At 33.8% G+C, this 15,104-nt stretch carries 14 protein-coding genes; 5 read left to right on the top strand and 9 right to left on the bottom strand.

Translation table 11 applies throughout. The features are described 5' to 3' along the window. Positions 1-377: 377 nt before the first annotated feature. The 4 genes from Q4503_RS07940 to Q4503_RS07925 are packed head-to-tail and all read right to left on the bottom strand — an operon-like array spanning position 378 to position 3,748. On the bottom strand, positions 378-1,709 hold the full coding sequence (locus tag Q4503_RS07940) for a TIGR03503 family protein (RefSeq protein ID WP_303601920.1): 1,332 nt from the start codon (positions 1,707-1,709) through the stop codon (positions 378-380). Next, positions 1,688-2,488, bottom strand: coding sequence for a DNA polymerase III subunit epsilon (gene dnaQ, locus Q4503_RS07935; protein ID WP_215972594.1), 801 nt, complete (start codon positions 2,486-2,488; stop codon positions 1,688-1,690). The genes Q4503_RS07940 and dnaQ overlap by 22 nt, the downstream gene beginning before the upstream one ends. Before the next feature lie 28 nt (positions 2,489-2,516). Further along, a complete protein-coding gene (locus Q4503_RS07930) occupies positions 2,517-3,017 on the bottom strand; it encodes a DUF2919 family protein (protein ID WP_215972595.1) in 501 nt (166 codons plus the stop codon). Beyond that, complete coding sequence (locus Q4503_RS07925) at positions 3,014-3,748, bottom strand: DUF599 domain-containing protein (RefSeq protein ID WP_215972596.1); 735 nt, start codon at positions 3,746-3,748, stop codon at positions 3,014-3,016. The genes Q4503_RS07930 and Q4503_RS07925 overlap by 4 nt, the downstream gene beginning before the upstream one ends. 331 nt (positions 3,749-4,079) lie before the next feature. On the opposite strand from Q4503_RS07925, the gene Q4503_RS07920 reads away from it, so the two are divergent. After that, positions 4,080-6,395: a carbohydrate binding family 9 domain-containing protein gene (locus Q4503_RS07920; protein ID WP_303601919.1), complete on the top strand. Its 2,316-nt coding sequence runs from the start codon at positions 4,080-4,082 to the stop codon at positions 6,393-6,395. Between the two features lie 6 nt (positions 6,396-6,401). Here the strand turns inward: Q4503_RS07920 and Q4503_RS07915 are convergent, their stop codons facing one another. Genes Q4503_RS07915 through Q4503_RS07905 form a run of 3 tightly spaced genes read right to left on the bottom strand, consistent with a single transcriptional unit; the run spans position 6,402 to position 9,686 of the window. Beyond that, positions 6,402-7,616 (bottom strand): RDD family protein, encoded by a 1,215-nt coding sequence (locus Q4503_RS07915; protein ID WP_303601918.1) that lies wholly within the window; start codon positions 7,614-7,616, stop codon positions 6,402-6,404. A 33-nt stretch (positions 7,617-7,649) separates the two neighbouring features. Next, complete coding sequence (locus tag Q4503_RS07910; RefSeq protein WP_215972598.1) at positions 7,650-8,822, bottom strand: VWA domain-containing protein; 1,173 nt, start codon at positions 8,820-8,822, stop codon at positions 7,650-7,652. Positions 8,823-8,840: 18 nt separating this feature from the next. Beyond that, positions 8,841-9,686, bottom strand: coding sequence for a MoxR family ATPase (locus Q4503_RS07905; protein WP_215972599.1), 846 nt, complete (start codon positions 9,684-9,686; stop codon positions 8,841-8,843). A 185-nt stretch (positions 9,687-9,871) separates the two neighbouring features. Between Q4503_RS07905 and cysK the strand changes: the two genes are divergently transcribed. Next, a complete protein-coding gene (cysK, locus tag Q4503_RS07900) occupies positions 9,872-10,867 on the top strand; it encodes a cysteine synthase A (protein WP_215972600.1) in 996 nt (331 codons plus the stop codon). Between the two features lie 145 nt (positions 10,868-11,012). Beyond that, complete coding sequence (locus Q4503_RS07895; protein ID WP_215972601.1) at positions 11,013-11,447, top strand: hypothetical protein; 435 nt, start codon at positions 11,013-11,015, stop codon at positions 11,445-11,447. A gap of 54 nt (positions 11,448-11,501) precedes the next feature. Here Q4503_RS07895 and Q4503_RS07890 read toward each other — a convergent pair whose 3' ends face one another. Continuing rightward, positions 11,502-12,668 carry a methyl-accepting chemotaxis protein gene (locus Q4503_RS07890; RefSeq protein ID WP_303601917.1) on the bottom strand — a complete coding sequence of 389 codons (1,167 nt, stop codon included), beginning with the start codon at positions 12,666-12,668 and terminating at the stop codon, positions 11,502-11,504. A gap of 135 nt (positions 12,669-12,803) precedes the next feature. Here Q4503_RS07890 and Q4503_RS07885 point away from each other — a divergent pair, with 135 nt between their 5' ends. Continuing rightward, positions 12,804-12,983, top strand: a complete 180-nt coding sequence (locus Q4503_RS07885; protein WP_303601916.1) for a DUF2897 family protein — start codon at positions 12,804-12,806, stop codon at positions 12,981-12,983. A gap of 359 nt (positions 12,984-13,342) precedes the next feature. Continuing rightward, a complete protein-coding gene (gene can, locus Q4503_RS07880; protein WP_215972604.1) occupies positions 13,343-13,945 on the top strand; it encodes a carbonate dehydratase in 603 nt (200 codons plus the stop codon). A gap of 59 nt (positions 13,946-14,004) precedes the next feature. Here the strand turns inward: can and hppD are convergent, their stop codons facing one another. Continuing rightward, complete coding sequence (gene hppD / locus Q4503_RS07875; RefSeq protein WP_303601915.1) at positions 14,005-15,084, bottom strand: 4-hydroxyphenylpyruvate dioxygenase; 1,080 nt, start codon at positions 15,082-15,084, stop codon at positions 14,005-14,007. Between the last annotated feature and the right edge of the window lie 20 nt (positions 15,085-15,104).

Here is a 15,104-nt window from a genome sequence, read left to right as displayed (position 1 = left end):
ATATAATGCCAATTAGAAATACCCAGTAATTACAGCAACATAGCAAGAAAAAATATTCTCAACTTTAGTAATAATGCACCATAAAGGGTAAATATCAGTTAAGCTTGATCCAAAATAGTGCTTAAATTCTATTCGTAGGTTTATTTAAGAAAGCGCTTTATTTCCTAAAAAAAGCACGTCCCTTTTATAAAAAGAAAGCTTTGTACATGATTAATTTTTAGGATGAATAAGTATCAAATGAATATATTGATGCTTGAAAGTATTTGAGAAGGCTTAACAGCAGCCCTTCATTGATTTATAACAGTTGTTTTTCTACTAAGAGATAAAAGGTAAATTGATTTATCAGCGAGATTACTTTGTTTAGAAAACGAACCAATTTAACTGTTAACTTTTCTTTTACGTACAAAGAAAAATAAGGCAATAGCGAACAAAATAATAACAAGATTAGCAACTATAACAGTAACAATGGTTTTCATACTATTTTCTTCATCTAGTTTTTGTTGCTGCGCTAATTTATCGGCAAGTTCAATTTGCTGTTCATCCACTGTATTCTCCTCTGGTATTTGCGTAATTTCCTTAGGAAATTCTTTAATATTAAAAGAAAAATCAGGTACAGCTAGACGAAACTCACGTCCTGTTATTGTGCGGCCAAAAGCACTCACAGTCACACGATGAATACCAGGTTCAGTGTAAGGGAAATCTTTAGTTCGAACGGTCGGGCTTTCTATATTTTCATTATCCGTAATAGAAAAGGGTCTTGTATGTCTATCAGGTGATGTTATCTTTCCTTGAAAAATTAAACTACTTGGATCGACATAAGTAGGGTCAATAGTCAAAACTAACTTATGTGCCATGGTATCATCTTCTGCAGGCACTACCGATAATTCAACTGGTGCTTCATGTAAAATAACAGGCTCATAACGAAGCTCTCTTGTCATTAATGGCAGCTTTATAACGAAAACAGGTTGCCATTCACCAGGAGCAAAATTCAACATGAATTCCCCCGTATAAATATTATCTCCCGCATACTCATCTAGACCACGACCATCATCGCTAAACGAGCTAACTTTAAGCGCATCGGCACCAAAGTTTGCATAATCTGAATTATTGGTACTAAAAAAGTTTACATCTAACTCAACAACCTCTTTAAACTCTGAAACCTCAATATTTCGATTGCCATTGTAAAGCTTACCAACAACTTTTATCGTTTCCCCTGACAATAAAACATTGGGAAAAGGTTCTATTTCAATTTTAACTTCTGACACAATTAATATCTTACTCTCAGGTAAAATATTACCAATTGCTTGCCAAGGACCAGGCATAGGTTTATTAATTTTTACCATGTCAAAAGTCTTATCGTCGTACCATTTCACCGTATCAGGATCATGAACACTAGACCGTATCTTTTTACCGTCCGGTTGTACTAGAATTATAGACCTACTACCCTTCACTCTAAAAAATATGAGAGTTATTTCATCAAGCTCAGCATCAATATGAAAGCGATTATCGAAGTAAGGTATTTCATTAGTGATATTATCGCTTTGATAGAAATCTATTTCTCGTTTTGTTAGATTTTTTTCTTCACTATCAGTTAGATAACTATCTTTTTCTATAGCCTTTACGTCTGTTTTTTCTGCATTTTGCGCAACGGCATAATTAACATTCGTTAGTAACAGCAAACAAAATACTAATAGCTTGGTAATTTCCAAAGTGGCTCTCCCCCTTTTTGCTTAACAACGGCTAACCTTTCTTTATGTGCTTCTTTTTCATCGACCGTAGCAGCAATAACCTTTAATTTTTTTCTATCTTTACTAAGTCGTCTAATTTCTTTGGCATCGCCACCACTATTATCACCAACAGAAAGGTTAAATGCTGATTGCTTTCGCGTCATTTCAATATACACAAAAGCAAGCAATTGAGCATCAATTAAAGCCCCGTGATAAGTACGATCAATAAGCTTATCAACTTTATAAAAACGGGCTAAATAATCTAAGGTTTTAGGTGATCCAAACTCGTCTTTCGACGTTTTCAAAGTATCGGTAATAGTACAAATATCTTCTGTCATAGGTACTTTATTACGAGAACGTTCGGCAAAATTCAATAAAGAAAATTCATGATCCATAAAGCCAACATCAAACTTAGCATTATGAATAACCAAGTTTGCACCGCGAATAAAATCTATGAACTCATCCACAACTTGAGAAAAAATAGGTTTATCATTTAAAAATTCATTTGTTAAACCATGGACATTAATTACCTCTTGCTCCATCACGAAGACTTCTCCGCGCGAATCCATCGGTTTTATATAGGCATGAAATGTTCGGCCAGTTAACTGTCGATTGATCATTTCTACACAGCCAATTTCAACAATTCTATGCCCTTCTCTTGGGTTGATACCCGTCGTTTCCGTATCAAGAATAATCAACCGCTCTTCTGTCTTAGCGTCGGCTCTTGTATCTTTATTAGTAGGGTTATTGCTTAAATTCACTATACATATCTCTAATTTTTTGATGAAGTTATTTTTCAGGTATTTTTTGTGGAAATTCTGATAGATTAATATTAAATCTGTCACTAGTATAACAAAGTAATATTAACGCTAACGTTATTACCGTTTGAAGTATAAGCCACTCTAAAGAAAATAATTGCCAATAAAAATAAGCAATAACATGGGTAAGTAAATCAAACAATAACGCAACGCTTAAAATTTTTCTGCAATGTCGCCAGCTTGTTTGCACCCAAGAACCGGCTTCTGGCCTGCGTAAACTAATGATCAATAAAACAAATAAACCGATAGCACCTGAAAACAAACTAAAATAGAATAGTGACTTTTCAGGGTATATCCAAGAGATGATACTCACTCTATCACGCATATTAGTCACTGACATCAACCAAACGAGATAACCTCGTAACAAAAATATTAGCACTAAATAAAATTTTTTTGATAATTTTAAGCAATCATAGCTGTCAAAATCACCTACCGAATAATGCTGATATTTTTTAGAAAAACTTTTATTCACCCCTTACCCTTATTTTGCATTTTGTTATCACGTTCAACTTTTAATAGTCTTTGTGCCGCGGTAATTGCTTTTACCGCTTTTGAATTAAATTCACGTGTATATAAAGTATAAACAACCCATATACTCATCAAAATAAGTAAAACAGGATGAAAAAACCAACACATTGCAGCAAGTGCAAAATAATATGAACGAAGCCCATAATTATAGGCGTGAGCAGCTTGGTCTTGTACTGTGGCCATTTGTTTTGCATAAGATTTTAGGTTTTCATTTTGACCTGAAACATCAATAGGAGCTGCACCCATCATCACATTAACAAAACCATATTGACGCATCGACCAAGTAAATTGGAAAAATGATAGAACAAAAATAAAAGCAAGCAAACTTAACTTTAATTGTATCATTAAATGGCTAGTATGATCGGCATAAGGCATGGATGAAATAACCATGTCTAAGGTTTCAATTTTTGCAAAAAGGGTTAATAAACCCGCTAAAATTAATAGAGTGCTCGAAGCAAAAAACGTTATATTTCGCTCTAAATTTGACAATAATGAAGCTTCACCAACTCTCATTTCTTTAGTAATAGCTTCGTGCATCCAGTGAATTCTATGCTGATGTAAGCTACGCGCTAAACAATCCGTACTTTTTGCTTTTTTACGAGCAAACCAACTGTAGCCAGACCAAGAGAGGATAAAGACAAACAAGGCAAAAACATCAATTATCGATAAGGGCATTTAAAACTCATAAAATAAAAATGAACTAACTTTAGCAATAGTAACTTTTTAGCTAAATACTGCAACACAATATCGATGATAATTACCTTTTTTCGAAGAAAATAAAGATATAACAATTAATTTCGCTAATAAAAAACGATCGTAAATACTCAAAATAAAGTAAACATTGTGTTAACGAATAAAATTTGTAACAATTTACCTCAAAATTTATACAGTTAAACTTAACTTGCTATAGAATATGAAAATTAATTAATAGCGATAGGGATATATTTAGAATAAATATAATATTTTAAATTCATAATAATAATAATAATAAATTTACGGATGATGTATGCAAAAGCTAAGTTATAATAACTTATTTGTGCTTTTTGTTGCTTGCTTGCTGATATTACCAATGTCAGCAGTACAAGCATTTAACACAAAAAAAGAAAGTGAAACAACAATTCAACCTTTAGATATCCCCTATTACGAAGGTAAAATTAATATTGATGGCAAACTCAATGATAATTTGTGGTTACATGCCCTTACTGTAGAATTAAACTTGGTAAATAGTCCATGGAATAATCTGCCTAGCCCAGTAAAAACGACCGCTAAACTGGTAGAAAATGGTGAATTTCTTTATATATCATTTCTCGCAATAGATCCTAATCCTGAAAAAATTCAGGCATTCTTAACCGATCGTGATAATGCTTGGTTTCATGATTTAGTCGGTATTAAACTTGATACCCACAATAATCGCCGCTTAAATTACGAATTCTTTGTCAACCCTTATGGCGTACAAAATGATGCTACCTTCAATGAAATTACTGGTGAAGGAAATACTTCCTGGGATGGACTTTGGTATTCCTTTGGCAAAATAACGAGTCAAGGTTATCAAGTAGAAATAGCGATTCCCTATAATATTTTAAATTTTAAAAATGATGGTCTAGAAAAAAAATGGGCGATTGAATTAGTAAGAACCTACCCAAGAGACACAAGTTTACGTATATCTCATGTTCCGCTTAATAGAGATAACCCTTGTTGGTTATGTCAATACCCAGAAGCAAAAGGCTTTAAAAATGCTCGCATCGGAAAAAATTTAAGGTTCACACCAACTCTTACAGCAACAAGAGATGAATTTCGTGATGTCTATTTAGCTAATGATGACCCAGCGAATGGTTGGACTACAAATGATGATATTGAAGCTGGTCTTGATTTACGCTGGGGAATTAATAGCAATAATTTATTAAATGCCACGATAAACCCTGATTTCTCTACCGTAGAAAGTGATAGCGGACAACTTAGCGTTAATACTAACTTTTCATTATATTATGAAGAAAAACGTGCTTTTTTCTTAGATAATAGCGACTATTTTAGTAGTGATTTCGATTTAATATATACGCGAAATATTGCTGATCCTGATTTTGGGGCTAAACTCACTGGGCGTATAGATAAGCACAGTTATGGTGTCTTTACCGCTAACGACACTGAAACGAATATACTACTGCCTGGCAATTTAAATTCTAGGTTAGTCACTCTCGATAAGAAAAATAATGCTAGTGCTTTACGTTATCGTTATGATTTTAATGAAAACTTAACTGTAGGCTCTATAGCAACATTTCGTTCTGCAGATAACTATCATAACTATGTTGCAGGAATTGATGCACGTTATCGTTTATCTGAATCAAATGCTATTAAAGCACAAGTATTAAGCTCTAACAGTGAATATTCTGACAGTATATTCTCAAATAAACCCACTAAATACGTTGAGCTAAATAATACCCGTTTAAAAGATCAAGCTTTTAAAATGAATTTTAATCACCATTCTGAATATTGGTTGTTAGACATAGAGCATCAAACTATCGGCGCAGACTTTCGTGCTGATTTAGGTTATATGCCCCAAACAGATATAAAAACAAATACAGCATTGTTAAAAAGGACTTTTTATTCCGATCAAGACAGTTACTGGCAAGAAGCTGGTCTGGCAGGCGAGTGGAAAATTGCTCATAATATAAATAATGAATTTATAGAGCGAGAGTTAACAGCAAGCTTTACGATTGATGGCCCTTTACAATCGATCTTAGAAGTCGATTTCATTCATGGTGAAAGAGTTGGACTTCGTTATGATAAGAGTATAGCCAATATTGATGGTAATACTTCCATGTTTAACGAAGATCAGCTGCAATTATATTCCAGTGCCAATATAAATAATCGTACTTATTTATCACTTAATATTATTGTTGGTGATAAAATTGATTATTCTAACGACCGTTTAGGTGACTTAATAGAAGCCACGGGTAATTTAACTGTTTTTATTACTGATCATTTAGAATTTGATTTTTACCAAACTTACAGTAAATTAGATGCCAAAGAAGATGATCATGATATTAATGTTTATATCGCCAATATTTCTGAACTACGCTTATCTTATCAATTTGATGTACTGAGTTACCTTAAATTCAGTTTAGTTTATGATAACATTGAATACTCAGGCTCTGAGAACATAAAAGCGTTATCTACTCAACTAATTTATGCTTATAAGCTCAACCCCCAAACTGTATTTTTCTTAGGTTATTCCGACAATAGCTATCAAGATCAAGATTTAACTAAGTTAACCCGAACTGATAGAACTTTTTTTACAAAAATCAGTTATGCTTGGGCTCCATGAATTTAATTAATCTAATATTGGCTTACGCGCTTTATTCAAATCAATTACCACTGTTGCCGAAATTTTGTCATGAATAGCTTGTTTATTAGGATCCCAATAAATTTGAATAAAGCCTAATAACCCCGTAGCAAGACCGGCTCCATAACCACCGTATCGACCAAAACTATCCCATAAAGACAAAGGTGTACCATCTAACTGTATTACTTTAATTTTTAATAGTTTTTTACCTAATGTTTGACCTTTTCCTAAAGCAATGGATACGGTGAAATAAAACATAGCCCAACCAAAACCCAACCCGAGATCATTTATTATTCCTTTAAGCCATGCAATGAGAGAATAAGCTTGTCTATTCGTTTCTTTCTCTTCAAGAGTATCACCACTCATTAAACTTTCATCTCCTGCTAAAACAATGGCTACGTCTGTCTGAGCTTTATTAATAGGTTTGCTAGGTTGCTCTATTACTGAAGAGCCTTTTATTATTTTATTTTCTGAATTTTTAATCAATTCGCTTGGTTGCTGAAAAATTTCTTTATCATAACTCGTCTGCATAGCTGTAATTAATTGTTCTTGATCTTTTTTCGGTAAATCAATTTCTTGCACAATATCGGTAAATATTTCACTGAGTTCAGTAGGCGCTACATTTATCTCATTCTCAACGCTTACATTTGCAATATTAGCTGCTACTGCTGTTAACTCAACTTGCCAACATTCAATTTTTTTGCAATGACTATTATTTATTTTGTGCAATGTAGACAATGTAATTGCGCCAATCGATAAGGACTGACTTAACGATAGCGAATTATTATCAACACTATCCTGATGTTGACCTTCTTCAATACCAACAAGTTTAAATAAAGCGGGTAACACACTCAGCAAAATAATAAACGCCATCGAGGCAGCAATAAAACGCATAGTAGCGCGACGTTTACGCCCTTTTGTTTTATTTTGATCTTGTGCTCTTTTTTTATTGCCTAAATAGTAAAGTGTGATTGCAATAGCAAGCGCTAACAATACGCCAGGTATATCACTTAATAAAGCCACTAAAAGTAAATCGATCAATAAAGCTCCCCCTCGTTTTGTTGGTGTCGCTAGAGGTAAACCAAATAAAGAGTTATCCATCTTAAAAGCAAATGGCGTTAAGTATTGCTTAGTTTCTTTTTCCGATAACGCTGCAACATTATCAACAGACATATGTTCAACAGGTATAGTGCTATTTTCCAACAGGGTGATCCTTATTCCATTACTTTGAAACAATTAAGTTAATGCTTTGATACCTTGCCCTAAGCCAGCCAGCGTTAATGGATACATTTTACGTTCAACAAGTTGCTGCATTATTTGTATCGATGCATAATAAGGCCATTGTGGCTCTGGTTGAGGGTTTAGCCAAATCACTTTATTGAAGTGATCTGTTAACCTTTTCATCCACACACTACCGGCTTCTTCATTCCAATGTTCAACACTACCGCCAGGATACGTAATTTCATAAGGCCCCATAGTAGCATCTCCCACAAAAATGACTTTATAATCTCGACTATAGGTATGCAGTACTTGCAATAAATCTATTTTTTCACTTTGTCGACGATTATTATCACGCCAAACCGTTTCATAAAGGCAATTATGAAAATAGAAAAACTCTAAATGTTTAAACTCGCCATGTATTGCCGAAAAGAGTTGCTCACACACTTTAATGTGATCATCCATTGAACCACCAATATCAAAGAACATCAGAACCTTAATGGCATTATGGCGTTCAGGTTTCATTTTAATATCTAAATAGCCAGCATTACGTGCTGTCGCCGCAATAGTATCATCAAGAGCAAGTTCTTCGCTGCTACCAGTGCGAGCAAATTGACGTAACTTACGTAACGCGACCTTAATATTTCGTGTGCCTATCTCAACATTTGCATCAAGGTTTTTAAATTGGCGTTTATCCCAAACTTTTGTCGCCTTACGATGTCGCGAGCTATCTTGCCCAATACGAACACCTTCAGGGTTATAGCCATAAGCACCAAAAGGAGAAGTACCACCAGTGCCTATCCATTTATTACCACCTTGATGACGCTTTTCTTGTTCTTTTAGCCGCTCAGCAAGCGTTTCCATCAGTTTATCTAAACCACCTAAAGCCGCTATTTTTGCTTTTTCTTCATCACTTAATTGTTTTTCAAACTGCTTTCTAAGCCATTCTTCTGGTATTTCAGACAAATCTAACTCTAATGACGCCACGCCTTTAAAATAATCAGCAAAAGCACGGTCAAATTTATCAAAATGCGCTTCATCTTTAACAAGAATAGTACGACTTACACTATAAAAATCATCAATACTAGCAAACACAACGCCTTGTTCTAACGCACGAAGCAAATCTAACAATTCACGTAATGTACAAGGCACTTTGTAGTCGCGTACTTTACAAAAGAAATCAATTAACATAAGAATTTCAGCCTTCGATTAACGGTTGCGCTGGTTCATAAAAGCAAGTTTTTCAAATAAATGAACATCTTGTTCATTCTTTAATAAGGCACCGTGCAATGGCGGAATAACTTTTTTTTGTCTGGTTTCATGTAAAACTTCTTCTGAAATATCTTCGGCCAATAATAATTTTAGCCAATCAATTAATTCAGACGTAGACGGTTTTTTCTTCAGTCCTGGCATTTCACGTAAATCAAAAAATAAAGCAAGCGCTTCATCTAATAACTTTTGTTTTATCTTGGGAAAGTGAACATCAACAATGGCTTGCATTTCAGATTTTTCAGGAAAATTGATGTAATGAAAAAAACAACGACGTAAAAATGCATCTGGCAGCTCTTTTTCATTATTTGACGTAATAATAATAATAGGTCTTTGCTTAGCCACGATTTTTTCTTGAGTTTCATAAACAAAGAACTCCATTTTATCAAGCTCTAATAATAAATCGTTTGGAAATTCAATATCAGCTTTATCGATTTCATCAATCAGTAATACTGGACGCTTGTCTGCAGTAAAAGCATGCCACAATTTACCTTTAATAATATAGTTACCAATATCTTCAACTTTATCATTGCCTAACTGGCTATCTCTTAAGCGAGATACGGCATCATACTCATACAATCCTTGTTGTGCTTTAGTTGTCGACTTTATGTGCCACGGAATAAGCTCTACATTTAAACTAGCTGCTAACTCTTCTGCTAACATCGTTTTTCCGGTACCCGGCTCGCCTTTTATTAGCAGTGGCTTTTCTAAAGCAATCGCAGCATTTACAGCTAATTGAAGATCTTTTGATGCTATATAATTGGTTGTCCCCTGAAATGCGTTCATATGTAATTTCCAATAATTTATAATAATAGTGGTGTGCTTACTTTACACTTTTTGAATAATACTAGAAAAGTATATATCTATTCCATAAAAGCATATAAGTTATAACAAAATATCACTTCTTTTTCTGTTGTAAAGGACTAATCTTAGCAAATATACTTATGTGAAAGAAGTCAGAGGATCCCGCTATGTCTAATATATTTGAAGATAATTCAACCTCCATTGGTAATACACCACTGGTAAAACTTAACCGTGTAATCGCAAGTAAAAACAGCGATGGCACCCCTACAGCAACTGTTTATGCAAAAATAGAGTCGAGAAACCCTAGTTTTAGTGTTAAATGTCGTATTGGTGCTGGCATGGTTTGGGATGCAGAAGAAAAAGGGTTATTAGCTCCTGGTAAAGAAATTGTTGAACCAACAAGTGGTAACACAGGTATAGCCCTTGCATTTGTTGCTGCTGCTCGAGGTTACGGTATTACGTTAACTATGCCAAGTACAATGAGTTTAGAGCGCCGTAAACTACTAACGGCTTTAGGTGCAAAAGTTGAATTAACTGATGGTGCTAAAGGTATGAATGGCGCGATAGCTAAAGCCCAGGAAATTAAAGACTCTAATCCTGAAAAATATGTTTTATTAGGTCAATTCGATAATCCTGCGAACCCAAAAATTCACGAAAAAACGACAGGTCCTGAAATTTGGCGTGATACTAAAGGTGCAATTGACATTTTAGTAGCAGGTGTAGGTACAGGTGGAACAATTACTGGTACTAGCCGTTATATTAAACTAACCGAAGGCAAAGCAATACAAAGTATCGCCGTTGAGCCTACCGATTCTCCGGTTATTACTCAGAAAATTGCTGGTGAAGATCTAACACCTGGCCCTCATAAAATTCAAGGTATTGGCGCAGGCTTTATTCCAGGTAACCTTGATTTAGATATAATTGATGGTGTTGAGCAAATAACAAATGATGAATCGATGGCAATGGCACATAGATTAATGAAAGAAGAAGGTATTCTTGCCGGTATTTCATCTGGCGCAGCGGTAATGGCTGCCAAGCGTCTTGCTGAAAAACCAGAGAATTCAGGTAAAGTTATTGTCGCTATTTTACCTAGCTCTGCAGAGCGCTATTTATCTAGTGCTTTATTTAGCGATACTTTTTCAGAAAAAGAATTAGTACAGTAAGTTTTATGCTTATTCTATAAAATGAAATAACAATTTTTCTCATTTTATCTTTAAAGGCGCTTCGGCGCCTTTTTTATTGAACAACGGATCAAGTTTGCGTTATGCTAATGTTAATACTCGTTAGTTGGCTTAGTTAATTTACTTTATGTATAAGACACTTTCTTTAATATTCATGTTTATCATTTTTCTTCCTGCTTGTAGCGATGAAGACAAAATTAACGACCTTGATGATCCAAAACTTGTCACAATTGCTTTTTTTGAAGCAATATACAATGAGAAAAATATTAAGAAAGCTGCTTCGGTTTGCTCACCTAAATTAGCACGTTTACTCTTACACTATAAAACACCACAGTCAGTTGCTAGGCACTTATTTAACATGCCATATGATAAGGTTACAGAAATAAAGCCTGATGATTCTGGCATGAAAATCAGAGAAATATTTAAAGATAAAGCGATCGTAACTGTCTATTTATCTGGCTATCAAGGCGAAGATAATATCAAAGATGTTAAACGCCTATCTTTGATTCAAAACGATAGAAATCAGTGGATTATCGATAAAATATTGAAAGATCCTTTTTAACATTATTAGTGAAACCTATATAGATAGAATACTTATCTTGCTCGCCAATAAATATTAAACACAAACTCGGTTTAATGTAATATCTACCTCTGCAGATGTTTGCTGTTGTAGGTTTGCATGTTCGGCAACAAAAGCAAGTCCTTCATTTACATCCCTACTAAGGGATAATACTGCAACCATATTATCATTGATGGAAACCGTTGAACTTTGCTGTGCTTGAGTGCTTTGAGCTATTTGAGAGGTTAAACAGTCGACTTCTTCAAATGACTGCTTAATTTGTGTTAATGCACTAACAACCTCTGTCGATTGAGATAAACTATGTTGAGATAAAGTTTGCCCTCGGGTAACCGCGGCGACAGCATTTGCTGTTTTATCTTGTAAACCTTCAACCATAGACTGAATTTCAACAGTAGCTTGTTGAGTTCTATGCGCAAGTGCTCTTACTTCATCAGCAACAACAGCAAAACCTCGACCTTGCTCACCTGCCCTAGCCGCCTCAATGGCTGCATTAAGCGCCAGTAAATTAGTTTGATCTGCAATACCCCGAATAACATCTAACACAGAGCCAATATGAGCACTCTCTTCTTTTAAAAGTACTAAATCTTTAGTCATACTGTCTACTTCTTTAGCAAACGATTCACTGGTGTCTTGATTAAGGTTAGAAGATGAGATCCCTTGATTCAATATATCCATAACAACATTGGTAGTATTACTCACTTGATCCGTATTCGTTGTTAAAATTGAAGAGGTATTCACAACCTCTTCAATTGAAATCGCCATTTGCTCAATTTGATTAACCGACTTATCGACAGAGCAAACCGATTTTTTTATTTGAGCTGTCAAGGTAATAGCACCCTGATTTAATTGTTCTGATTTACTACGAATATCACTAATAACATCAGCTAAACCGACGATAAACCCACTTAGTTCATTTGCTACCTTGCCAAAATCATCATCAATTGCATCGGTTAAAGGGTCTGAAGGTGCTTGTTCAGTACTGACAACTAAAGCTAAGTAGTTTTGCAAATTAACAATACGAGCTGTCACTTGTTTTGAAAAAAAAGCAGCACTCACTGTAACTTGCGTTATAACAAGTATAATTATCATGGCTAATACGTTATATTTACTTAACGACTCGGGTAAAAATAAAATAACTAAAACAAAGAGCAACCCTACTATTGTCATAGGTAAGATAAGCTTTGTACTTAAATTTTTATTCATATATATATCCAGCCATACTTATTATTATGTTTTATTTAATAAGATAAGTTACCTGTTAAAAAGCTGTTTTACTATTACTATTTAACAATGGCATTTAACAATGGCGACTAGGATAAAATTCAACAAAGAGGTTTTATGTCATTATTTGGAATCGTTATAACGGTTATCGCATTAGGTTCAATAATAGGTAGCGTATATTTTATAAAAAAATCTGCTCAAAAATTTAACTTAACCCCAGAACAACTAGAAAAAATTAAGAAACGTAATGAAGAGCTAGACAAAGAAGAAGAAGAAGAGAAAAAGATAAATAGTTAATCTGTATCGACATAGTTAACATTGTAACTATGTCGAAGCTCGGTTTAATATTTCTTTCTCTAACAGTAGTTTTTCCTTACTTCATCGTTAAATTTACTTGCAATAGACTAGCTATTGACGCGAAATTGTCCTTGAATTAAGAAAAATTATCAAGTTAGAGTATAAAATATGGTTATATTATTAATAATTTCAATAAATTAAAAACATCTTAAACCGAGTTCAGGTTAACTAGGCAATTATATTCAGTTAATATTACCCCTCACTATTATTCTACTGGTAATACCATAAATATCTTTTACTCAATTAGTTATTACCATAAAATGCTAGCAACTTACCTTACATCAATATAAAACCACTATATGAGCACAATAAAACATTTATTTGAAAATAATAAACAATGGGCTGACAAAATCACAGCAGACAACCCTACTTTTTTCAAAAGTCTTTCTGAGCAACAATCACCACAATATTTATGGATAGGTTGTTCAGATTCTCGCGTGCCTGCAAATGAATTATTGGGCATGCTACCAGGAGAAGTATTTGTTCATCGTAATATTGCCAACCAAGTTGTTCATTCAGATCTTAATTGCTTATCGGTAATCCAATTTGCTGTAGAAATTTTAAAAGTAAAAGACATTATTGTTTGTGGTCATTATGGTTGTGGTGGTATTCATGCGGCTTATCATGATGAAAGCCATGGTTTAATTGATAATTGGTTACGCCATATACAAGATGTTTATCGCTTTAACCAAGAGAAATTAAATAATGTTAAAAGTGAAGCAGAGCGCATTGATTTACTTTGCGAGCTTAATGTTATTGAACAAGTTGCTAATATTTCAAATACAACCATATTACGTAGTGCTTGGCTTGCTAAACAAAATGTAACTGTACATGGTGTTGTTTATAATTTACGCGATGGTATATTAAAAGACTTAAATGTTTCTGTAAGTGGTAATAAATAAAACCTTTAACAGGATGATTAACTAATCTAAATCATCCTGTTAACAAAAAACTGCAAGGTTTATAACGTGCCTCGCTCCATTTGATTTAACTCAATAGATTTGAATAGGGTTGAAAAATTCCCTTCTCCAAAACCTTGATCATCAACTCGTTGGATCATTTCAATAAAAATAGGTCCAAACAAGTTTTTAGTAAATATTTGAAGTAAATAAGTATTTTCAGCTTGGCTATCAACCAATATTTGATGTGCTTTAATTTTTTCTTTATCTTCTTTAACCCAAGGAACACGATTGAATATTTCATCATAATACTCTGGCACAATATGCAATGTTTCAACGATATTACGATCTAACTTATCTAAAGAGCTTACTAAATCATCAGTGATAAAAGCTAGGTGCTGAACTCCTGGACCATTGTATTCATCCAAATATTCATCAATTTGATTATTATTATTCCCTTTGCCTTCATTAATAGGGATAGAAAATTTTCCACAAGGGGATTGCAGTGCGTAAGAAATAAGGGCACTTTTAATACCTTTAATATCAAAATAACGTACTTCAGTAAATCCAAAAATATCTTTATAAAAATCAGCCCATATATCCATAGTGCCTTGATAAACATTATTTGTTAAATGATCGACAGCTAAAAAGCCTTTTTCCTCTACTAAAACAGGTGAATCATGTGAATCAAAATCGACATCATATATATAACCTTTATTTTTACTATTATTGCGCTCTTCTTTGGCAAAATTATCTATAAAGTATATTAAGCTTTTTCCAATCCCAAAAATAGCCGGGTAAGGTAACTTACCTATTTCATTTTTAGCTGACTTAGCACTTCGCTTAAGTGCTTCTTGAAAAGCAAAGTCAGCATCATCAACACGCCACCCCATAGAACAAATAGCAGGTCCATGATTTTTAGCAAACTCGTTTGAAAAACCTTTTATTTCTTTATTAAGCAAAAAATGAATATCATGTTGATTAAAATAATCAATATCACGACCTTTAAATTTTTTAATCTTTGAAAAACCAAAACCATAGAAAACCTGCTCCATAAAATCAGAATCAGGACTGGCAAATTCAATAAATTCTATACCACATAGTTTTAACGGATTATGATTGATTAACGTTGTGCTATTCATTTTATCATCTCTTCATTTTT

The organism is Colwellia sp. 6_MG-2023, assembly GCF_030547765.1.
Taxonomy (GTDB): Bacteria; Pseudomonadota; Gammaproteobacteria; order Enterobacterales; family Alteromonadaceae; genus Colwellia.
The sequence above is the reverse complement of the archived record's forward strand: the minus strand, read 5'-3'. Positions and strand labels throughout refer to the sequence as shown.

What these genes read in the sequence shown, in the direction of transcription:
- Q4503_RS07925 (WP_215972596.1), bottom strand. Translation starts at nt 3,748, where the DNA reads ATGCCCTTATCGATAATTGATGTTTTTGCCTTGTTTGTCTTTATCCTC.
- Q4503_RS07920 (WP_303601919.1), top strand. Translation starts at nt 4,080, where the DNA reads ATGCAAAAGCTAAGTTATAATAACTTATTTGTGCTTTTTGTTGCTTGC.
- Q4503_RS07910 (WP_215972598.1), bottom strand. Translation starts at nt 8,822, where the DNA reads ATGTTAATTGATTTCTTTTGTAAAGTACGCGACTACAAAGTGCCTTGT.
- Q4503_RS07905 (WP_215972599.1), bottom strand. Translation starts at nt 9,686, where the DNA reads ATGAACGCATTTCAGGGGACAACCAATTATATAGCATCAAAAGATCTT.
- cysK (WP_215972600.1), top strand. Translation starts at nt 9,872, where the DNA reads ATGTCTAATATATTTGAAGATAATTCAACCTCCATTGGTAATACACCA.
- Q4503_RS07895 (WP_215972601.1), top strand. Translation starts at nt 11,013, where the DNA reads ATGTATAAGACACTTTCTTTAATATTCATGTTTATCATTTTTCTTCCT.
- Q4503_RS07890 (WP_303601917.1), bottom strand. Translation starts at nt 12,668, where the DNA reads ATGAATAAAAATTTAAGTACAAAGCTTATCTTACCTATGACAATAGTA.
- Q4503_RS07885 (WP_303601916.1), top strand. Translation starts at nt 12,804, where the DNA reads ATGTCATTATTTGGAATCGTTATAACGGTTATCGCATTAGGTTCAATA.
- can (WP_215972604.1), top strand. Translation starts at nt 13,343, where the DNA reads ATGAGCACAATAAAACATTTATTTGAAAATAATAAACAATGGGCTGAC.
- hppD (WP_303601915.1), bottom strand. Translation starts at nt 15,084, where the DNA reads ATGAATAGCACAACGTTAATCAATCATAATCCGTTAAAACTATGTGGT.